The following is a 21,402-nucleotide window of genomic DNA, read 5'->3' on the forward strand; positions in this document are numbered from 1 at the left end:
GGCCCTCATCTTTCCCTTCCGGTCAGAAGATCGGTCCCCAGCCTTTTCAGTTCCTGGATGATGGCCTTCCTGGGATTCACCACGAACCGGTACAGACGGCAGACATTCATGTACAGCCGCCTTTCCTCCCTGAACTCCCCGTGCAGGATCTCACGCTTGATTCTCGATACAGTCTCGTTCCGCAACTCGTTCCTTACCTTCCATTCCCCGGAATATTCCTTCAGGCCCTCATCCTTGGACCGGCAGTAAGGGAAGTAGCCATACAGCCGGTTGAACCTGGAGGCGCACCGGGCGGACCACTGGGAACGGTCAAAGCCGACCACCACATCCCTGCCGTCGAGAACCTGCCGGTTTCCCCTGCTCTTGGACAGCGGGGAAAGGGACACGGTCTGGGATCTGTCCATGCGGGAGACGATAATATGCACATGCAGCTGCAGTCCCGGCTTCCTTTCACCGGCTTTTGCCTTGCCGGCTTTCACCTCGGGATCATCGCCTTTATAGTGGCGTTCTGTTTCCACACGCCCATACCATACCAGATCGTCACCGGACCTGATCTTCTCCCGGTAAAAATTACGGGCATATTCATCCATGCACTCACGGGTGAGCCGTTTCATTTCAGCCAGGACTTCTTTCTGCTGCTCCGGGGAGAGCTCCGGGAATTCACCGGTCTTTTCCCCGGTCACTTTTTCAATGAGGTGCTGCTGCTCCTCACCGCTGGGATTGATGGTGAGCATATAGAACTTGTCGTCGTTCCGTTTCAGTGTCCTGTGGTTGTTGTCCATATGATGCATGACGGTCAGAGGGGTCACATAGTCCTCTTTCTGTGAAAAAAAATTATCATAATAAGGACGTTCCTCCTTCAGCTCCTTGCTGAGATATTCCACCAGCTGCACGCATTTTCCCTTGTTGTCCGACACGCCCGGAGTATTTACAGGCCGGTGGACTTTACAGTACATATTCCTCGTTGATCTTCTTGATGAGCAGCTGCAGGGTGCTGACGGGAACCTTGACATCATCATTGAATTTCACCTTCGGGAACTTGTCCGGATTGAGCTGGAATTTTATCAGTTCTGCCAGCCTGCGGAGCTTCTCCCGTTCTTTTTCCACATCCGCCGGGGAGCCCTCCCCGTACTCCGCCAGCTGTTGCTGGAGCTTCCTGTTCCTTTCCTGCAGATCATGCATCTCATTCATCAGCCTTGCATAGTCCGGGGATTCATGGAGGCCGCCTCCCATGCCGACCAGTTTATCAAGAATGGGCTTGAAGATGTCACGTTCCTGGGACTTTATGATCTTAATAAGATCCTCAATTCTTTTCTCCACCAAGGCTGTCGGATTTTTGGATGCGTAACGGGGGTTGAATCCCGTTATTTCAAAAAAAGTAATCATTCTGTCCACACAGACACTGACCGTATCGCTTCCCTTAAAGGTGTCCAGACGGGCTTTTACCGTGGGAGTAAGCCTGACCGACTTTATTGAATGTTCTTTCATGTTGTATGCGTTTTAGTTATACATGTAAATAGCTGTCACAAAGCTACTTGTTTTTGTTTTCTCCTGCAAGCGCCACCTGTCGCAGAGAGGTAAAAGTTTTATAACTTGCTGAAAATTAGTAAAATATCGGACACGCATACGGAGATGCCCACAACTTAACCCACTGCGAACCAGAGAGAAAGGAGAAAAGGTGCATACAAATGTATGCGCGACCTGTAACATTGCATATAATTAAACTATTGTATATCAACGCTATGCGTCGATTCATGTTCACGTGTGCGGGAACACCTCTTGCTCTTCCTTATTAGGAATTCACTAAGGGGATGAACCCCTTAGCCCCCCGGTAAGGAAGGGCAGCGTGGCATGTCCGGAACAAGGCGTTTTTAGGGGAGGTCCATCCCATGAAAAGAAATGACATGCAGAAAAGGGGAAAACGTATGGAGGAAATGACGGGCATGTGGAAAAATCCCCATGAAAGAAGGAAAAACGGCTCACAGAAATACCGGATACAACTTTTAGCAGAAGCAAAACAAAGCTAACACGCTGATAAATAGCATGATAAAACTTGGATATTCGAAGAAAAATCATTACCTTTGATATGTGATAATAAAGGAGATAACATCTTATGAATGAACAAATTAGAACCATTTTAGCCGAGGACGGTACAAAGACCTCGAAAATCCGAAAACTTCTGCTGCTCGGACTCACCCACCGTGAAATTGCCGATCTTGTAACCCGTGGAAACCGTGGGTTTGTATGGAATGTCTACAAGAGAATGAGGGACGAGGGGCTGATCGTATCCGCAGGGACTCCCACCGCCACCACCACACCCGAACTTGATTATTCTTTCAGAAGGAAATTCGGTGTCGAGATAGAAGCCTATAACTGCACATGCCAGCGGCTCGTACGCGAGCTGACGGAAGCGGGAATCGAGGTGGCTTCGGAAAGATACAACCATGACCTCCGTCCGCACTGGAAACTGGTAACGGACAGCAGTCTGAACGGGAATGACACATTCGAACTCGTAAGCCCCATACTGGAGGGAGAGGACGGACTGGAGAAGCTGGAGAGGGTCTGCTGGGTGCTGGACTCCTGTAATGTCAAGATTAATGGAAGCTGCGGATTGCATGTGCACATGAATGCGGAGGACTTCAACATCACTACATGGCGGAACCTGCTGCTTTCCTACAAGCATGCCGAAGCGGAAATAGACAAGTTCATGCCAGCCTCGCGCAGGGGCGGCAGCAACACTTACTGTGGCTCCCTCATCCAGTTTCCCGATGAGCGGATACGCTCGGCACGAAACATCAGGGAACTTCAGGGGCTGTTCCCCAGCAGGTATATGAAAGTGAACCTTCAAGCCTATTCACGCCACAGGACGGTAGAGTTCCGCCAGCATTCGGGAACCATCAGTTTTACAAAAATAGAAAATTGGGTGTGTTTTCTCGACAGAATGATTACCTTTGCATCCGTGGGTTCTCTGCCTGCAGGAATCAGACTGGAAGATTTTCCTTTCCTGGGAGAGAAACAAAAGTTGTATTATAAATTAAGAACAAAAAAATTAGCCGTATGAATAATATGAACAAGAAGACATATATGTTGCCTGGTGACGAGCGTATCGTTGCCGGCAACGCCGAAGAGTTTGTGCATGAACTCCGTGTGGGCAGCTGGATGGATTCCGACTGTACCGACGAGCAGTATATGCACAATTTTGCCGAACGTTATGTGGTGCAGGCCGGGGTGAGGATTGCCACCGATACTCCGGAGAAATTCCTATCCGATCTCATACGGACAGGATATGCAAAAGAAATATAACGGACGGCTCTCCTTTATTATTACCGTGTCCCCATTTTCCTTTCAAGGGAAAGTGGGGATTTTTTATAGAAACAAGTAACTTACATATAAAACTTCAGGCAATGATTTACTTTTTCTATTATTATACATATATACTTTTTAAGTAAATTGCAGAATACCGTTCACCTCCCTGCCAAACGTTTTCCCCCGTACATTTCTCAAGGAGGGCGGCATTGTCTTTGGTAAAAAAGGTACGACAGTTCCGGGAATGGCAGTCTGAAGAATAGTACCCGTCCCCGCTACAGTTCACACCCGATAAAAAATAACCTTGTTCTCACTTTTATCCGGAATGAATGTTTTTTCAAGTACGGCCGTTCCGTATATCCCGCCCAATGCGGGGAATTCTTATCCATGCATGTAATTTGTAACTTTACCAGCAGGAAAATGGAAAATGTGAATACAGCACTTTTCCGGGGATGCCTATCTTTGCCGGCTCAAAAAGACAGACATCATTATGATAACAACGAGCCGATTTTTTAAAGAGAAACAGTATATGTGGTACAAGGTTAGAGAGCTTCAGTCAAAAGGATTAAACAAGACACAGATCGGGAAGCACCTGGGAGTGGACAGAAGCACCGTGCGGAGATATCTGCAGATGTCCCGGGAAGATTTTGTAAGGCGGCGGAATTCGCATCGCAAATACACGCTGAAACTGGCAGGATACGAGGAGTATGTGCGGGGGACTCTGGAGGAATATCCGTATATATCGGCCGCAAGGATACATGACTGGCTTAAGGAATGCTATCCGGATTTCCCGGAAGTGTGCGACAAGACCGTATTCAATTTTGTAGAAAAGGTGCGCTGCAAATATGGCATCGGAAAGAAGTCGGAGGCCAGGATACGCAGGGACTATGAGAAACTGCCGGACACCCCCTACGGGGAGTATGCGCAGGCGGATTTCGGGGAGAAATGGATGTCAGCGGGAAACGGCAGAAGCACGAAAGTCTATTTTTTTGCGATCGTCCTGGCACGTTCACGTTACAAGTTCACCTTTTTCGCCCGCCGCCCTTTCGACACGGAACTCGCCATCTATGCACATGAGTGTGCTTTTGAGTATTTCGGAGGGAAACCGGAAAAGATCCTTTATGACCAGGACAGGGTGCTGATCTCCCGGGAGAACCTGGGGGACCTGATGCTGACAAGGAAGTTCCAGACGTTTGTCAGGGAGCAGCATTTCCAGCCGGTGTTCTGCCATAAGGCCGATCCCGAGTCAAAAGGCAAGGTCGAGAACGTAGTGAAATATGTGAAGGAGAACTTCCTGGTGGCACGTGTGTTCCGTGATATTGACAGTCTGAACAGGGAGGCCCTCGAATGGCTTGAAAGGACGGGGAACGGGAAGGTGCACGGGACCACCCGTCTTGTTCCCCGGGAAGATTTTGCCGTGGAGAAAGGCTTTCTCATGCCCTATCATGGGACGCCACAACCACCGCAGGAGGAGATGAGGGAATACCATGTACGCAAGGACAATACAGTGCAGTACAGGGGGAATTATTACAGCCTGCCATGCGGAACTTACCGGAGCGGGCAGACAACCGTCTGGCTGCAGGAAACGGAAGGGAATGTGGAGCTGTACAACAAGGATACGGGGAAACTCATCTGCCGGCATGCGCTCTGTACCAGAAAGGGAAGGACCGTTTATGACGACTCCCACAGAAAACCGAGAAACGCCGGAGTGAAGATAGCCGAACGCATCCTTGTCCATGTGTCGGGCAACAGGGAGGTGGCCATGTGGATGGATAATCTGAAAAGGAGGAAGGAACGTTATTACAGGGATAATCTGGAGGTGATCCTGCGCATAATTCCCGGATATGACAAGAATACACTGATAGAGGCCATACGGATATGTCTGGACAAAGGCATCTATAACGGGGATTCGGTTAAAAGCCTGTGTGAATATGTGTGCAGGGGAAAGGAAAATGGAACAGAAATATACGGACTGGAGGATCGCCTGCCCCGACAAGGCGGATTGATACAGTCTTATAACGAAATACTCAGGGATTATGACAAGACATAAGAAGGAACTCATGGAATGTGCACGTATGCTCAAGCTGGGCAATCTGACCGAACATCTGGAGGAACTGCTGCATCAGGCCCAGGAAAAGCAGCTGACCTATCCGGAGTTTCTACTCGCCTGCCTCAGGGAGGAGGTCCGGACCAGGGAGAACCGGAAATATTTGTGCCGTTTGAAAGCGGCCGGGCTTCCTGCAAGGCATGACCTGGACCGTTACGACTTTACCCGGACGGAAGGAATCGACTCCAGAAAGCTGCGCGAACTGCGCGAGCTGGTATGGGTGGGACAGGCATACAACCTGCTTCTGGCAGGCGGTTCCGGAACAGGAAAGACCTATATTGCCGCCGGACTTGTCCATGAGGCGGTGAAAGCCGGATACAGGGCATATATGGTTACGCTGGAGGACCTTCTGACCTGTCTGAAGACAAGGGATGTTTCCAGGCATGCGATGAAAACCTACAAACGGATCATGAAGGCACAGCTGCTGGCCATTGACAATGCCACACTCTTTCCCTTGAAAAGAGAAGATATCATGTTGCTGTTCAAACTGGTGAATGAGTTTCAGGAAAAGACATCGCTTATCGTTACAGCCAACTACTCCCTTACAGAGTGGCTGGCAATACCGGGAGAGGAAGCTGTCGCAGCGGCATTGCTTGACAGACTGCTCTACTGTTGTGAGATTATACAACTGTCAAGAAGCAGCTATCGGATGGAAAACAGGAAAACAATTTTTAGCAATCGGAGTGAAGATACGGACACTTTAAAAGAGTTAACAACTGTAAAGTAATATCCTGCTAAAAGTGGGATATATTAAATTACATAAAAATGAGGTGTGTAAATTTGCAAGGTACAGTCTATCAACTACTAATGCGCAAAGTTATTTCCGCCAGTGTGGTATCCAACTACTTACCAAACAAAACGGATTGAGCAACAATACATTGACTGGAATTTATCAGGATAAAGCCGGCTTTTTATGGTTAGGAACCGATGTTGGACTAAGTCGCTATGACGGAATACATTTTCATAATTACAATCTGATTGATAAAGAGCCACGTGCCTTAACTCATTTATATGAAACATCAAACAATCTGCTATGGTCTCATATCGCCAATTTAAACCAAATAGCCTGTTTTGACAAGATGCGTGGAATCTATATGCCACTTATCTCACCTACTCCTGAGGTATTGCAAGATATACAGGATATATGTGTACTGCAAGACAAATTATATGCCTTGACCTCCAATGCCATAGTAGAGTTAAATATGGAGAAAAATGCAGATGAAATAAGACTGACTGCCCAACCGCTTATAGATATAAAAACAAAAGTCCTAGGACTTTATAATAACGAAGATATTTTATGCGCACTGACAGCAGAGAATCAAATCTTGCTTTATAACGTTTCCGATAAAAGTAGCGAGCATATAAATGGAACCGATCTAGGTATTGTGAAAGCCGACAACATTGAAAAAATACATATATATAATGATAATGTGTGGATTTGTGACCAAACCGAAGGAATCATCTGTTATAATACAAACACTAAAACATCACGCACACTGAATGATAACAGCCAGTCATCCTTCATTCAAAAAGATATACGCGATATTATCCAAATAGATAAGACCACATTCATTATAGCCACATGGAGTTCACTGTCAGCCATAAGATTTGAAACGGACAACTACCTCCAGTCGCCATTCCACATTGTAGATCTGACCCAACATGATTCTTACTATGCCCCCATCCTCAAAAACAGAATTACCGACATTCATTTTGACAAGTCCAACAATGTGCTTTGGGTAGGAACTTTCGGCAGAGGATTGCTGAAACTGAATCTCAAAGGAAACGATATCAACCGTATCCCGTTGAACGATGAAATAAGATATGTGAATAGTATAGCACAAGATGCCGACGGATACATCTGGCTGGTCACCGAAAAAGATGGCATATATAAAAGTACAGAAAATAAGATCTCTCCTAATCTGCACTTTTCCTTATGGGAGAAAAGTCACAAGAATAATCATTATTGCCTGCACAAAGATCGCAATGGAGGATTATGGTTCGGCGATGACAAAGGAAACATCCTTTGGGTAAATCCTACTACCGGTGAAACGGTGATTCACCAACTAAACCCCGAAACAGCAGACTCTGCTGTAACTGCTTCTATCTTGAAACTATATCTAAACTCACAAAACCATTTATGGATTGCCACCGAAAAAGGAATAATGGTCTATAACCATCAGACACACGAATGCATAGCAGCACAACCTTATACGAAAGAATTCAAAAAAATAACCGCTATATGTGAAGATGGAGATGGAACCATGTGGCTAGGTACTGAAAAAGGAATACACCGTGCCAGCCGTAAAGGAAAACAAATAAAATTCACCGGTGGTTATGAAAAGGCAAGAAACCTGACACCCGGAAAAGTATTGGCACTTTATCTGAACAACTATAACCAATTGCTTATCTCATACACTGATAAAATTATCCAAATAGACGGAAAAGAGAAAACCATATCCTCTATCATGATCTTACAAAAAGACTTGCCTAACGGACACATAAGCTGTATGATAGATGATAAGAACGGAAATACCTGGCTGGGAAGCAATGCTGGTTTTATCACATTGAATAACAAGAACAATGCATCATATACCTACGCATTACCGGAAAGTTATTACGATGTATGTCGGCTGAATGACGGGAAATTGCTATGGGCGAACTCTACAGGATTACTCTATTTTGAACCGCGCACTTTAAAAGAAAGTTCAAGTAACTGCCAATTCCATATCTCCGATATAGATATTAATTACAATAAAGTAGAAATAGGAGAAAAAATAAACGGACAAGTCATTCTGGACAAACCTGCGTACCTGATAGAACATTTATCTTTAGACTACAATAACAACAACCTGATTCTCTATTTAAGTGATCTGAAATACGGAACCTCGCCCAACACAGTGAAATATCGCCTGTTACCCACAGAAGAAAAATGGAATACGAATTATGACGATCATATAAAACTCAGCAATATCCCTCCTGGGAAATATGTACTGGAAATACGCTCGTCTTATCCGTTGGAAGAAAATAAACAAATAACCCGGTTATCTATCAATGTAAATAGATATTGGGCTGCAACCGGATGGGCCATCGCCGCATACATCCTGGCTATTATCATTATTTCTTTGCTTACATGGATGTATTTTAACCGGAAATTACAGAAACGGCAAGTTTACAAGGCCAAAGAAGTGAAACTGAAAGAAAAGCTGGAAGAAGAAACGGAAATAAGAAAAGAAGAAGAGAAAAACCATCAATTGCGTGACCAAATCAGATATATGCTGGCACAGGAATTACGCACCCCGTTATCACTCATCACCGCTCCGTTAAAAGAAATGATTACTAATACGGCCTTCCCGGAATCATTCCTGCAAAAAGCAAAAATGGCCTATCGGAATTCAATCAGCCTGCAAGACATTTGTAACCAGCTATTGAATATTCATCAGCAAGAAAGTTACAGTCCTAAATTGAATGTGGCCCCTTATCCTGCCAGCGTGATAGCCGACACTGTAGTCCGTGCATCTCACGAACTACTGAACGTCAGTCCCATTAACCTGCATTATGACAAAGACAACAAAATAAATACGGAAATATGGATTGACCGGAAAAAGATAATCTTTATTCTAAGCAATATATTATCCAATGCCTACCGGCATATCTCGTATTCCGGTTCCATCCACTTTACTGTAAACACCAGTACTATCAACGGAAAAGATTTCTGCCTTTTTACTATAGAGGATGACGGGAAAGAAATGATAGAAGAGTCCTCTGTCATCTTCCTTGGATCGGACAATTACAATCCTCCAAGCAACCGGCTACATCCCGAATTAGGCATTGAAATTATGAAAACGACAATACTAGCCCACCACGGCGATATCCAAATCACTCAAGAAAAAAACAAAGGAACCCGAGTTGTTCTTTATATCCCTCTAGGTAAACAACATTTGAACAATGATGAAAACGTATGTTTCATCGAACCCGAAACAATAATGGAAGATTCAGATAAAGCAATGATTACTGCAGAGGATAAAAGACAACAGGAAATAGCAAACAGTATAACCGCCAAACCTATTGACAACCCCGAAACCAAATACAAACTACTGGTTGTTGAGGACCATGCAGATATCCGCCTCTATCTGAGAGTATTATTTTCTGCCACCTATAATATTATTATGGCGGAAAATGGGGAAGAAGGAGTAAGAATGGCACGTAAAGAAATACCGGATCTTGTAATAACGGATGTCATGATGCCTGTCATGAACGGTTTTGAATGTTGCCGTATCCTGAAAGAAGATCTAAAAACTTGCCATATCCCTATTATTCTGCTGACAGCTTTGACAGATGATGAAAATATAGTGAAAGGAATAGAATTAGGAGCTGATGACTATATTCTGAAGCCGTTCAATCCGGAGATTCTCCGCACTAAAGTAAAACGTTTAATAAAAAGCCGGACTGAACTGAAACGGATTTATACCAAACTACTAATGCCTTCCATCACCGTCAACGGCTCGCAAGAAGAGAATACGGAAACAATCATCATAGAAGACCCGTTCATCACACAAATTCTGAATATTGTAAATGAGAACCTGCAAAACCCGGAATTCAATGTGAAAAAACTGGCCGAAATGCTGAACATGAGTCAACCTACCCTTTACAGAAAAGTAAAACAACTCACTAATTTCACTATCATAGAATTAGTAAGAGGAGTCCGGTTAAAACGTTCTGCCGAATTACTGAGAAGCCGCAAATACAATGTTCAGGAGGTAGCCGAAATGGTTGGTTATAATGACATCCCCACCTTCAGAAAGCATTTTGTCGATTTCTATGGCACCACTCCCTCTACATTTAATAGTAAAGAAGATACGGAAGATAAAAAATAATCGTTAACAGCCAAATATTTTTTGAATTAAAAATCGTACCTTTGCAGCCAAATATATAGGTATAGTATGCAAGACATTAGAAACATTGCGATCATCGCCCACGTAGACCACGGAAAAACGACTTTGGTGGACAAGATGATGCTGGCGGGACATTTGTTCCGCAACGACCAGACAAATGGTGAACTGGTATTGGATAATAATGACTTGGAACGCGAAAGAGGGATAACTATCCTTTCAAAGAACGTTTCAATTAACTACAAAGGAACAAAAATCAATATTATTGATACTCCGGGACACGCCGACTTCGGTGGCGAAGTAGAACGTGTACTCAATATGGCTGATGGATGTATCTTATTGGTAGACGCATTCGAAGGCCCGATGCCGCAGACACGCTTCGTATTGCAAAAGGCATTACAGATCGGTTTGAAACCTGTAGTTGTAGTGAACAAGGTGGATAAACCCAACTGCCGTCCGGAAGAAGTATACGAAATGGTATTCGACTTGATGTTCAGCCTGAATGCTACAGAAGATCAGTTGGATTTCCCCGTTATCTATGGTTCTGCCAAAAATAATTGGATGAGTACTGATTGGAAGACCCCGACAGAAAACCTGGTTCCGTTGTTGGACGCTATTATTGAGCATATTCCGGCACCGAAGCAGTTGGAGGGAACTCCTCAAATGTTAATCACCTCTTTAGACTATTCAGCATATACAGGTCGTATTGCTGTAGGACGTGTACATCGTGGTACGCTGAAAGAAGGTATGAATATTACACTAGCAAAGCGTGATGGTAGTCTGATAAAGTCTAAAATCAAAGAGCTACATACTTTTGAAGGCTTAGGACGTAAAAAGACAAATGCCGTTTCATCGGGAGACATCTGTGCTGTAGTAGGTGTAGAAGGCTTCGAAATTGGTGATACTATCTGCGATTTCGAAAATCCGGAACCATTGCCCCCCATCGCCATTGACGAACCGACCATGAGTATGTTATTCACTATCAACGATTCTCCTTTCTTCGGCAAAGAAGGTAAGTTTGTGACTTCACGCCACATCCAAGACCGCTTGACCAAAGAATTGGATAAGAACCTGGCATTGCGTGTACGCAAAAGCGAACTGGAGGACGGTAAATGGATTGTTTCAGGACGTGGTGTGCTTCATCTTTCTGTCCTGATTGAAACCATGCGCCGCGAAGGATACGAATTACAAGTGGGCCAGCCTCAGGTTATCTTCAAAGAAATAGACGGAGTAAAATGCGAACCTATCGAAGAATTAACGATCAGCGTACCCGAAGAATATTCCAGTAAAATGATCGATATGGTAACCCGCCGTAAAGGTGATTTAGTTTCTATGGAAACACAGGGTGACCGTGTAAACATTGAGTTTGATATGCCTTCGCGCGGTATTATCGGTCTTCGTACCAATGTACTGACAGCATCGGCCGGAGAAGCGATCATGGCTCACCGTTTTAAATGCTACCAACCATACAAGGGCGAGATAGAACGTCGCAGCAACGGTTCTATGATTGCTATGGAAAGCGGAACAGCTTTTGCATACGCTATTGACAAATTACAGGATCGTGGCAAATTTTTCATTTATCCGCAAGACGAAGTATATGCCGGCCAAGTAGTAGGTGAACATGTTCATGAAAACGACTTGGTTATCAATGTAACTAAATCGAAGAAGCTTACCAATATGCGCGCATCAGGTTCTGATGACAAGGCACGCATCATTCCTCCGGTAGTATTTTCGTTGGAAGAAGCATTGGAATACATTAAGGAAGATGAATATGTAGAAGTTACTCCAAAGAGTATGCGTATGCGTAAAGTGATTCTTGACGAAACAGAACGTAAGAGAGCTAACAAAAGCTAATCAATCTACCTTTAATATAAAAAATCCCGGAGACCATATTATCTTCGGGATTTTTTATATTTAATCTACAAACTTTACTTTACTAACTTCTCTAGGTTTAGCAGCCGGCATTTCATCGGGATAACCGAAAGCAATCGCATAAAGCAACTCATACCCTTCACTGAATCCCAACTGTTTCATATATTCGGCAGCTGCAGGTGATTTCATGAAACGCACAGGCCCTCCCAAACAGCAGGAACCTATTCCCATTGACCAAGCAGACAAAATCATATTCTCACCCAACAGACCACAATCTATCTGTGACATATCATATGCAGGATCGTTAGCAATAAACACTACTGTAGGAGCATTATTGAACATATTCTGAAATCCCGGACGTTCTGCCGCTTTGGGATTTTCTTTTTTGAAAATTTCAGTCAAACCATTGATAAATTCCGGATTATCTACTACACGAACCTCCCATGACTGTTTATTCATTCCATTAGGTGCATTGATTCCACATTCCACTATAGTCTGCATTTTTTCACGTTCCACAGCCTTGGGCTTATACTTCCGTATACTACGGCGGCTCATAATAGTTTCTATTACAGGGTCTACCTGACTCACGGAAACACTATCCGTAACAACTTCCTTCTGTTGAGAACCTTGCGATGTACAGCTGCATAATACGAACATACCTGCACCAACTAACATTAATCTAAATAATTTCATTTGCTATCATATTTGGTTTGCAACAAATCTAGGCATTTTCAAGCATAAAAAAAAGTGGTTCCCGATAGGAACCACTTTTTATATGTTAAATCTGTAAAATTCAGATTACAATTTCGGACCGGCAGCAACCAATTTCTTACCTGCTTCGTTACCAGTGAACTTAGCGAAGTTCTTGATGAAACGACCAGCCAAGTCTTTTGCTTTTTCATCCCACTGAGCAGCGTCAGCGTAAGTGTCACGAGGATCAAGGATCTTCGGATCAACACCCGGCAATTCTGTAGGAACAACGAAATCGAAGTAAGGAATAACCTTAGTAGGAGCCTTATCAATAGAGCCATCCAAAATAGCATCGATGATACCACGAGTATCGCGGATAGAGATACGTTTACCAGTACCGTTCCAACCAGTGTTAACCAAATATGCTTTAGCACCAGTCTTTTCCATCTTCTTAACCAATTCTTCAGCATACTTAGTAGGATGCAATGACAAGAAAGCAGCACCGAAGCAAGCAGAGAATGTCGGAGTCGGTTCAGTAATACCACGTTCTGTACCAGCCAATTTAGCTGTAAATCCAGACAAGAAGTAATACTGAGCTTGTTCAGGGTTCAAGATAGATACCGGAGGCAATACACCGAATGCATCAGCTGACAAGAAAATAACTTGTTGAGCGTGAGGACCTTTAGAGATAGGTTTAACGATGTTTTCGATATGATAGATAGGATAAGAAACACGAGTGTTTTCTGTTACGCTCTTATCAGCGAAATCAATCTTACCGTTAGCATCAACTGTTACGTTTTCCAGCAAAGCGTCACGTTTGATAGCAGCGTAGATATCGGGTTCACTTTCCTTATCCAAGTTGATAACTTTAGCATAGCAACCACCTTCGTAGTTGAATACACCTTCGTCATCCCATCCGTGTTCGTCGTCACCGATCAACTTACGTTTCGGGTCAGTAGACAAAGTAGTCTTACCTGTACCAGACAAACCGAAGAAGATAGCCGAACTAGTTCCTTCCATATTTGTATTAGCAGAGCAGTGCATGGAAGCGATACCACGAAGCGGGTTCATGTAGTTCATGATAGAGAACATACCTTTCTTCATTTCACCACCGTACCAAGTGTTCAGGATAACTTGTTCTTTAGTCTTCAAGTTGAAAACAGTAGCTGTTTCAGAGTTCAAGCCCAGTTCTTTATAGTTATCAACTTTTGCTTTAGATGCATTGAAACATACAAAATCAGGTTCTCCGTAAGCTTCCAGTTCTTCAGCAGTCGGGCGGATGAACATGTTAGTTACGAAATGAGCCTGCCAAGCTACTTCCATGATGAAACGTACTTTCATACGAGTTGCAGCATTAGCACCGCAGAATGTATCAACAACGAACAAACGCTTGCCGCTCAATTGTTTTACAGCTTTAGACTTCAAGTCAGCCCAAGCTTCTTCAGTACAAGGTTTGTTATCGTTTTTATATTCGTCAGAAGTCCACCATACTGAATTTTCAGAAGCTTCATTCTTAACGAAGAATTTATCTTTAGGAGAACGACCTGTGTAAACACCAGTCATTACGTTTACAGCACCCAGTTCAGTAACCTGTCCTTTTTCGAAACCTTCCAATCCCGGTTTAGTTTCTTCAGCGAAAAGCACATCATAAGAAGGATTGTGGAGAACTTCCTTCACGTCGGTAATACCGTACTTGCTTAAATCTAAATTTGCCATTTTTTAATGATTTAATTTGGTTATTGTATAATGTTATTTTTACTCTTTATTTTCTGAAAGAAGATGTTTTTCAACACCCCCTTGTCTAAGGCGCTACAAAATTAGTGCTTTATTTTAAAAAAAAGAAGTTATTAGAGAAAAATTTCCGTAATAATCAAATATTTATATTTGTGTAACAAAAATGCAATTCGTACTTTACAAATCTAGAAATTATTTGTTTCTTTGCAGGTCAAAGTCAACAATATAACAAAAGCATAGATATGAAAATCATCAATCTCAGTGAAGGCAATTCTCTCCTAAACCAATATGTAGCGGAATTGCGCGATGTACATATTCAAAATGATCGTATGCGTTTCCGCAGAAATATTGAAAGAATAGGAGAAATCATGGCATACGAGATGAGTAAAGCACTAACCTATTCCGTAAAGCAAGTACAGACACCCTTGGGAACTGCCACGGCCAGCACACACGATGACAAAATAGTGATCGCAACGGTATTCCGTGCCGGACTGCCGCTGCACACCGGTTTTCTGAACATGTTCGACCATGCCGACAACGCTTTCGTTTCCGCATTCCGTTTTTACAAAGATGATGAACACCGTATTGTAGATGTACACATTGAATACATCGCCGCTCCTTCATTGAATGACAGAACCTTGCTTCTCGTTGATCCCATGCTTGCCACCGGTGAAAGCATGGAACTTGCCTGGAAAGCGTTCCTTACCAAAGGCAAACCAGCTAAATTGCAGATGGCCTGTGTCATTGCCAGCCAACAAGGGGTAGCGCATATGGCAGAACTTTTTCCCGGCGATGATGTCACATTATGGTGTGCCGCCATAGACCCTGTCTTGGACGAGCACAAATACATTGTTCCGGGGTTAGGGGATGCCGGTGATTTATCATTCGGCGAGAAACTCTAAAGCTCAAACTATAAGGACAGTTTCAGGTGTGTTCTCTTACACACTAAAATTCTAAATTAAATGGTTAGTAACCGGCAATTATTCACTGCCTATTACTAACCATTTAATTTTTAGAACAACTCTGTAGATCCGGTTCCTACAGGGAAAATGAAAATATTATTTCACTTCCCAAATATCATTTGTCATCAGTAATTCCTGGAAATTATGATATTTTTTCTTTGCGGCCACTTCTTCAATCTGTGCATTAACGGCGTCATCATAAGTAGGCGCTTCCACATCACGGATCACCCCTAATGCAACCGGAAAATCCGGTCCTTCCATCAATGCCAGTTTCAACTGCAAAGTATTATCCATACAATGAGCATCGTGCACTAAAATGTCTTTTTCCGTCACACCATTCTCGCCAATCTTTACCACTTTCAGCCCGAAACCTTCCTGCATCAGCCCGTATTCTTTATCTACCCCAAACAACATCGGTTTACCGTGTTCCAAATAAATGGCATTCTTTGAACGACCTTCTTTCGTATATACTGATTCGTGTGTTCCATCATTAAAAATGACGCAGTTCTGAAGAATTTCACATACAGCCGCACCTTTATGATTGGCAGCAGCTTTCAGAATCTCCACTGTACCAGGACCATCCGTAGCTACCGCACGGGCAAAGAAACGCCCACGCGCACCAAAACATAATTCAGCCGGATGAAACGGATCTTCCACAGTGCCGTAAGGAGATGATTTGCTAACAAATCCACGGGGAGAGGTCGGAGAATACTGTCCTTTGGTCAAACCATATATACGGTTGTTCAACAAAATCATATTCAAGTCGATATTACGACGAACGGCGTGTATAAAATGATTTCCACCAATAGCCAGCCCATCACCATCCCCTGAAATCTGCCAGACAGTAATCTTCGGATTAGCCACCTTGCAGCCTGTAGAAATAGCAGCCGCACGACCGTGCACAGTCTGCATGGCATATGTATTCATGTAATAAGGCAGACGGCTGGAACATCCGATACCCGAAATAACGGCAGTATCATGAGGAGCCACTCCCAATTCAGCCATCGCTTTGTGCAGCGAAGCCAAGAAAAAATGGTCACCGCAACCCGGACACCAGCGAGGTTGTCCCTTTTTGAAATCTTTTGCTGTATATTCGTTCATAGTCTTTACTTTCTTTACGGTTATTATTTATTTAAAATCTCAGTGAAAGCATCAACTAACTCGCTGACTACGAACGGCTGGCCTTTTACCTCATTAAACTGATAAGGAACAAATCCGTCCACTTTCATACGGAGATATCCGGCAAACTGACCAAGATTCTGCTCAGCCACGACTACCTTCTTATATTTCTTCAGCACTTCTGCCGTATTGTGAGGCAGCGGGTTCAAATGAACAAAATGTGCCAAAGCAACCTTCTTGCCCGCATGGTTCATTTCCTCCATTGCTGAATATAAATGACCGTAAGTTCCACCGAAACCTACTATCAGCAAATCTGCATCCTCTACGCAGCCTTGCACCTTAACATCAGGCACTGGAATTTTAGCAACCTTCTCGGCACGCAAACGGCACATCAAATTATGGTTTTCAGGCTCGGTAGAAATAGCACCTGTATCACTGTCTTTTTCCAAGCCTCCCAAAATATGCATATAACCTTCCTGTCCCGGCAATGCCCAATAACGGACACCTGTTTCGGCGTTACGCTTGTAAGGAGTATAATTATCCTTCATTTCCGGAGTAACATAGGGTGGGTTAATAGCCGGATAGTTCGCCAGATCAGGCAACTTCCATGCACCGGAACCATTTGCTACAAAACCATCAGTCAGCAACACCACCGGGGTCATGTGTTCCAAGGCAATCTTACAAGCATCATAAGCAGCATCAAAACAATGAGTTGGAGAAGCTGCGGCAATGACCGGCATAGGAGATTCACCGTTACGGCCAAACAAAGCCTGCAATAAATCTGTTTGCTCAGACTTAGTAGGCAAACCAGTAGAAGGACCGCCGCGCTGTACATTAATAACCACCAATGGTAATTCTGTAATAACAGCCAGATTCATAGCCTCTGATTTCAGACAAACACCCGGTCCCGAAGTAGAAGTAGCTGCTAACGCACCTGCAAACGAGGCACCGATAGCCGTAGCGCAACCTGAAATTTCATCTTCACATTGAACCGTAGTCACTCCCAATGATTTATGTTTAGAAAGTTCATGCAAGATATCTGTTGCCGGAGTAATGGGATAAGATCCCAGGAACAAACGCAGACCTGCTTTCTCGGCAGCAGCAATTAAGCCATAAGCCGTAGCCTTGTTTCCGCTGATATCCATGTACTTTCCAGGTACTTTAGACTTAGTTTCCACCTTATAAGTATGATCCACAGACGCATGCGTATTGTGCCCATAATCATATCCGGCGTGTATCACTTTAATATTCGCTTCAGCTATTTGCGGCTTCTTTGCAAATTTCTCGCGCAAGAAATTTTCAGCAACCGCCAGGTCACGATTAAACAACCAGCAGACCAATCCCAAAGCAAACATATTACGACATTTCAACATTGACTTGTTGTCCATGCCTGTATCTGCCAGACAATCTTTCACCATCTGCGAAATAGGAGCAGCAATTACATCCTGCTTAATACCCATTTCTTCAATCGGATTGTCTGTTTTGAAAGCCGCCTTGTCCAGATCTGATTTCTGAAAACAATCTGTATCAATAATGATACAAGCTGTGGACTTCGCAAATTTGTATTGTGTTTTCAATGCAGCGGCATTCATTGCGACCAGCACGTCGCATTTGTCACCAGGGGTAAAAACTTTACCCGCACCGATATGCACCTGGAAACCTGACACACCGGTCAACGAACCTTGCGGGGCACGTATATCCGCCGGGTAATCGGGGAATGTACTGATATCATTTCCCACTGTAGCCGAAATATTAGAAAAGATATTTCCGGCCAGCTGCATACCATCGCCTGAGTCGCCTGAGAAACGGACCACCACTTGGTCCAACTCCTTGACTATCATTTCATCTGCCATAACTTATTATTTAGGGTTACAAAATTTCACTGTTTGCAAAGTTCGGAAAGTTCTGTCAAAGGACAAAATATTCCGCTATCAAACTACGTTTGAATATCAAAATGTACAAAATTAAAGGTTTATTTGTTTCCAAGCTAAGAAAAAGCAGAGATAATTACCTGTTTAAAAGCATAAATTCCTATCATTATGACAGCATCAAAAACGATTCATTTTTACAATTTATTATTTTTATCCATGTTTTATGAACAACATGAAAGTTTATAGCAGAATAACAACATTATTAGATTATAAAAAACAGACAAAAAACAACAAAACAACAAAGAAAGGATTATTTTCTTCCCACTTAAGACATTTTTCAATCTTTCATATTGCCATTTTAACAAAAAGAAGTACCTTTGTACCCATAAAGGGGCCTTGTAGTTCAACGGATAGAATAGAAGTTTCCTAAACTTTAGATAGGGGTTCGATTCCCCTCGGGGCTACAAAGAGCAGTAAACAATTGTTATACAACCGTTTACTGCTCTTATTTTACTGGATAGTTTTCAAATCTGCTTATTTAATCACCCCAAGTTCTTTGCCCACTTTAATAAATGCAGCAATTGCCTTATCCAAATGTGCCTTTTCATGCCCGGCAGACAACTGGACACGGATACGTGCCTGTCCTTTCGGAACAACCGGATAATAGAAACCGGTTACATATATGCCCTCTTTCTGCATCTTGGCGGCAAAATCCTGAGACAGTTTCGCATCATAAAGCATCACAGCACAAATCGCGCTCTGAGTTGGTTTGATGTCAAAACCGGCAGCCAGCATCCTGTCACGGAAATAATTCACATTATCCATCAGCTTAGTATGCAAAGCATCACTTTCTTTCAATATCTTAAACATTTCCAGACTAGCACCGATAATGGCAGGAGCTACAGAATTAGAGAATAAATAAGGACGGGAACGCTGGCGCAACATATCAATAATTTCTTTCTTACCGGTGGTAAATCCTCCCATTGCCCCACCAAATGCTTTACCTAATGTACCAGTAAAGATATCCACACGCCCGTATGCATTAAACTGTTCTGCCACGCCATGCCCTGTAGGACCTACTACACCGGCCGAATGAGATTCATCCACCATAACCAACGCGTCATACTTTTCCGCCAGTTCACAAATCTTATCCAATGGAGCCACATTACCATCCATCGAGAATACACCATCTGTAGCAATAATACGATGACGCTGTGCCTGCGCTTCCTGCAAACAACGTTCCAGGTCAGCCATATCAGCATTGGCATAACGATAGCGTTTTGCCTTACACAAGCGTACACCATCTATAATAGATGCATGATTCAACGCATCTGAAATAATAGCGTCTTCTTCTGTAAACAGCGGTTCGAACAAACCACCGTTAGCATCAAAACAAGCTGCATAAAGTATAGTATCTTCTGTTTTAAAATAATCAGAAATGGCAGCTTCCAGCTGTTTGTGCAAATCCTGAGTTCCACAGATAAAGCGTACGGAAGACATACCGAAGCCATGTGTGTCCATCGCCTCTTTGGCAGCATTGATCAAGCGTTGATTATCTGACAAACCTAAATAATTGTTGGCACAAAAGTTCAACACATCTTCTCCGTCATTCACCTTGATGTCCGCACGCTGAGGTGTGGTAATTATACGTTCATTTTTATACAATCCGGCTGCCTTAATATCAGCCAGTTCCTTCGCAAGGAACTCCTTCATTTTACCATACATAGCTTTGTTTTTTTATTAAGTATATAGTTTAAGTTTAAAAATCAGTCTGACTTGACAAAGTTCTTATTTTTTTTTGATATCCGATTAAATTATAGAGAAAATTTTGATAAAATATGCAGTTTTCTATCTATCTTTGCTTCCAAAAGAAAACTTAAAGCAAATAGCAAACTATGAAAAATGTATTAATTATCGGCTCCACCGGTCAGATCGGTTCGGAACTAACCATGAAATTGAGAAGTATTTACAATGGTAATATCGTAGCCGGATATATTCCCGGTGCTGAGCCTAAAGGGGAATTAAAAGAATCAGGCCCTTCTGCCATCGTAGATATCACCAACGAACAACAAATTGCCGAAACTGTATCAAAGTACAACATCGACACCATTTACAACCTGGCAGCCTTACTATCGGCTGTAGCAGAAGCCAAACCTCAACTAGCATGGAAAATAGGCATGGGAGGCCTGTTCAACGTATTGGAAGTAGCACGCGAAATGGGTTGCGCCGTATTTACCCCAAGTTCTATCGGTGTCTTCGGCAACAACACCCCTAAAGACAAGACCCCGCAAGACACTATCCGTAATCCGCGTACCATGTATGGCGTTACAAAAGTATCAGGAGAATTACTGAGCGATTATTACCATATCCGTTTTGGCGTAGATACCCGCTCCGTTCGTTTCCCCGGATTAATTTCGTATGTCACACCTCCGGGTGGCGGGACCACTGATTATGCTGTAGACATCTATTATTCGGCTGTAAAAGGTGAAAAATTTGAATGTCCTATTGCAGCCGGTACATTCATGGATATGATGTATATGCCTGACGGTTTACGTGCAGCCATTGAAATCATGGAAGCGAATCCCGACAAACTAATTCATCGCAATTCGTTCAACATTGCTTCAATGAGTTTTGATCCGGAAATTATTTATAACAATATAAAGAAGTATATGCCCGACTTCCATATGGAGTACAAAGTAGATCCGCTACGTCAAGCTATCGCCGAATCATGGCCGAACTCACTGGACGACACTTGTGCCCGTGAGGAATGGGGATGGAAACCGGAATATGATCTAGACAGCATGACACAGGATATGCTTGCCAAACTAAAAATACGATTCAATAAATAA

The 21,402-nt window shown here is 43.2% G+C and carries 14 protein-coding genes, 1 tRNA gene and 1 pseudogene; 9 read left to right on the forward strand and 7 right to left on the reverse strand.

The window, feature by feature from the left end; genetic code table 11:
- Nucleotides 1–5: 5 nt before the first annotated feature.
- A complete protein-coding gene (locus BVU_RS04905) occupies nt 6–956 on the reverse strand; it encodes a DUF5712 family protein (RefSeq protein WP_041174412.1) in 951 nt (316 codons plus the stop codon).
- Nucleotides 946–1,488: a BfmA/BtgA family mobilization protein gene (locus BVU_RS04910; protein ID WP_011964986.1), complete on the reverse strand. Its 543-nt coding sequence runs from the start codon at nt 1,486–1,488 to the stop codon at nt 946–948. The genes BVU_RS04905 and BVU_RS04910 overlap by 11 nt, the downstream gene beginning before the upstream one ends.
- Before the next feature lie 625 nt (nt 1,489–2,113).
- Between BVU_RS04910 and BVU_RS04915 the strand changes: the two genes are divergently transcribed.
- From BVU_RS04915 to typA, 6 genes and pseudogenes are all read left to right on the forward strand, one after another.
- A complete protein-coding gene (locus BVU_RS04915; RefSeq protein WP_011964988.1) occupies nt 2,114–3,061 on the forward strand; it encodes an amidoligase family protein in 948 nt (315 codons plus the stop codon).
- On the forward strand, nt 3,058–3,303 hold the full coding sequence (locus BVU_RS04920) for a hypothetical protein (protein WP_008670776.1): 246 nt from the start codon (nt 3,058–3,060) through the stop codon (nt 3,301–3,303). Before BVU_RS04915 ends, BVU_RS04920 begins: the two co-directional genes overlap by 4 nt.
- Nucleotides 3,304–3,693: 390 nt before the next feature.
- Nucleotides 3,694–5,356: pseudogene (istA, locus tag BVU_RS04925) on the forward strand (IS21 family transposase).
- The gene (gene istB / locus BVU_RS04930) at nt 5,343–6,140 is read left to right on the forward strand and encodes an IS21-like element helper ATPase IstB (protein ID WP_011964990.1); all 798 of its coding nucleotides are present in this window, start codon (nt 5,343–5,345) and stop codon (nt 6,138–6,140) included. The pseudogene istA and the gene istB overlap by 14 nt, the downstream one beginning before the upstream one ends.
- Before the next feature lie 43 nt (nt 6,141–6,183).
- On the forward strand, nt 6,184–10,290 hold the full coding sequence (locus tag BVU_RS04935) for a hybrid sensor histidine kinase/response regulator transcription factor (RefSeq protein ID WP_041174517.1): 4,107 nt from the start codon (nt 6,184–6,186) through the stop codon (nt 10,288–10,290).
- 66 nt (nt 10,291–10,356) lie between these two features.
- Nucleotides 10,357–12,159, forward strand: coding sequence for a translational GTPase TypA (typA, locus tag BVU_RS04940; protein ID WP_005844415.1), 1,803 nt, complete (start codon nt 10,357–10,359; stop codon nt 12,157–12,159).
- Between the two features lie 60 nt (nt 12,160–12,219).
- On the opposite strand, the gene BVU_RS04945 is transcribed toward typA, so the two are convergent.
- Nucleotides 12,220–12,870, reverse strand: a complete 651-nt coding sequence (locus BVU_RS04945; RefSeq protein WP_011964992.1) for a nitroreductase family protein — start codon at nt 12,868–12,870, stop codon at nt 12,220–12,222.
- Between the two features lie 105 nt (nt 12,871–12,975).
- Complete coding sequence (gene pckA, locus BVU_RS04950; RefSeq protein ID WP_005844412.1) at nt 12,976–14,583, reverse strand: phosphoenolpyruvate carboxykinase (ATP); 1,608 nt, start codon at nt 14,581–14,583, stop codon at nt 12,976–12,978.
- 260 nt (nt 14,584–14,843) lie between these two features.
- Between pckA and upp the strand changes: the two genes are divergently transcribed.
- Nucleotides 14,844–15,503 (forward strand): uracil phosphoribosyltransferase, encoded by a 660-nt coding sequence (gene upp, locus BVU_RS04955; protein ID WP_005844410.1) that lies wholly within the window; start codon nt 14,844–14,846, stop codon nt 15,501–15,503.
- 156 nt (nt 15,504–15,659) lie between these two features.
- Here upp and BVU_RS04960 read toward each other — a convergent pair whose 3' ends face one another.
- Complete coding sequence (locus BVU_RS04960; RefSeq protein WP_005844408.1) at nt 15,660–16,664, reverse strand: 2-oxoacid:ferredoxin oxidoreductase subunit beta; 1,005 nt, start codon at nt 16,662–16,664, stop codon at nt 15,660–15,662.
- Nucleotides 16,665–16,687: 23 nt separating this feature from the next.
- Nucleotides 16,688–18,535, reverse strand: coding sequence for a 2-oxoacid:acceptor oxidoreductase subunit alpha (locus BVU_RS04965; RefSeq protein WP_005844406.1), 1,848 nt, complete (start codon nt 18,533–18,535; stop codon nt 16,688–16,690).
- A 410-nt stretch (nt 18,536–18,945) separates the two neighbouring features.
- On the opposite strand from BVU_RS04965, the gene BVU_RS04970 reads away from it, so the two are divergent.
- A tRNA-Arg gene (locus BVU_RS04970) sits at nt 18,946–19,017 on the forward strand.
- 70 nt (nt 19,018–19,087) lie between these two features.
- Here BVU_RS04970 and kbl read toward each other — a convergent pair.
- Nucleotides 19,088–20,278: a glycine C-acetyltransferase gene (gene kbl / locus BVU_RS04975; protein ID WP_005844404.1), complete on the reverse strand. Its 1,191-nt coding sequence runs from the start codon at nt 20,276–20,278 to the stop codon at nt 19,088–19,090.
- A gap of 170 nt (nt 20,279–20,448) precedes the next feature.
- On the opposite strand from kbl, the gene BVU_RS04980 reads away from it, so the two are divergent.
- Nucleotides 20,449–21,402 (forward strand): NAD-dependent epimerase/dehydratase family protein, encoded by a 954-nt coding sequence (locus BVU_RS04980; protein ID WP_005844402.1) that lies wholly within the window; start codon nt 20,449–20,451, stop codon nt 21,400–21,402.

The organism is Phocaeicola vulgatus ATCC 8482 (genome assembly GCF_000012825.1).
In the GTDB taxonomy this organism is placed as follows: domain Bacteria; phylum Bacteroidota; class Bacteroidia; order Bacteroidales; family Bacteroidaceae; genus Phocaeicola; species Phocaeicola vulgatus.

Coding starts and splice junctions, on each gene's coding strand:
- BVU_RS04905 (WP_041174412.1), bottom strand. CDS start 956: ATGTACTGTAAAGTCCACCGGCCTGTAAATACTCCGGGCGTGTCGGAC.
- BVU_RS04910 (WP_011964986.1), bottom strand. CDS start 1,488: ATGAAAGAACATTCAATAAAGTCGGTCAGGCTTACTCCCACGGTAAAA.
- BVU_RS04915 (WP_011964988.1), top strand. CDS start 2,114: ATGAATGAACAAATTAGAACCATTTTAGCCGAGGACGGTACAAAGACC.
- BVU_RS04920 (WP_008670776.1), top strand. CDS start 3,058: ATGAATAATATGAACAAGAAGACATATATGTTGCCTGGTGACGAGCGT.
- istB (WP_011964990.1), top strand. CDS start 5,343: ATGACAAGACATAAGAAGGAACTCATGGAATGTGCACGTATGCTCAAG.
- typA (WP_005844415.1), top strand. CDS start 10,357: ATGCAAGACATTAGAAACATTGCGATCATCGCCCACGTAGACCACGGA.
- BVU_RS04945 (WP_011964992.1), bottom strand. CDS start 12,870: ATGAAATTATTTAGATTAATGTTAGTTGGTGCAGGTATGTTCGTATTA.
- pckA (WP_005844412.1), bottom strand. CDS start 14,583: ATGGCAAATTTAGATTTAAGCAAGTACGGTATTACCGACGTGAAGGAA.
- upp (WP_005844410.1), top strand. CDS start 14,844: ATGAAAATCATCAATCTCAGTGAAGGCAATTCTCTCCTAAACCAATAT.
- BVU_RS04960 (WP_005844408.1), bottom strand. CDS start 16,664: ATGAACGAATATACAGCAAAAGATTTCAAAAAGGGACAACCTCGCTGG.
- BVU_RS04965 (WP_005844406.1), bottom strand. CDS start 18,535: ATGGCAGATGAAATGATAGTCAAGGAGTTGGACCAAGTGGTGGTCCGT.
- kbl (WP_005844404.1), bottom strand. CDS start 20,278: ATGTATGGTAAAATGAAGGAGTTCCTTGCGAAGGAACTGGCTGATATT.
- BVU_RS04980 (WP_005844402.1), top strand. CDS start 20,449: ATGAAAAATGTATTAATTATCGGCTCCACCGGTCAGATCGGTTCGGAA.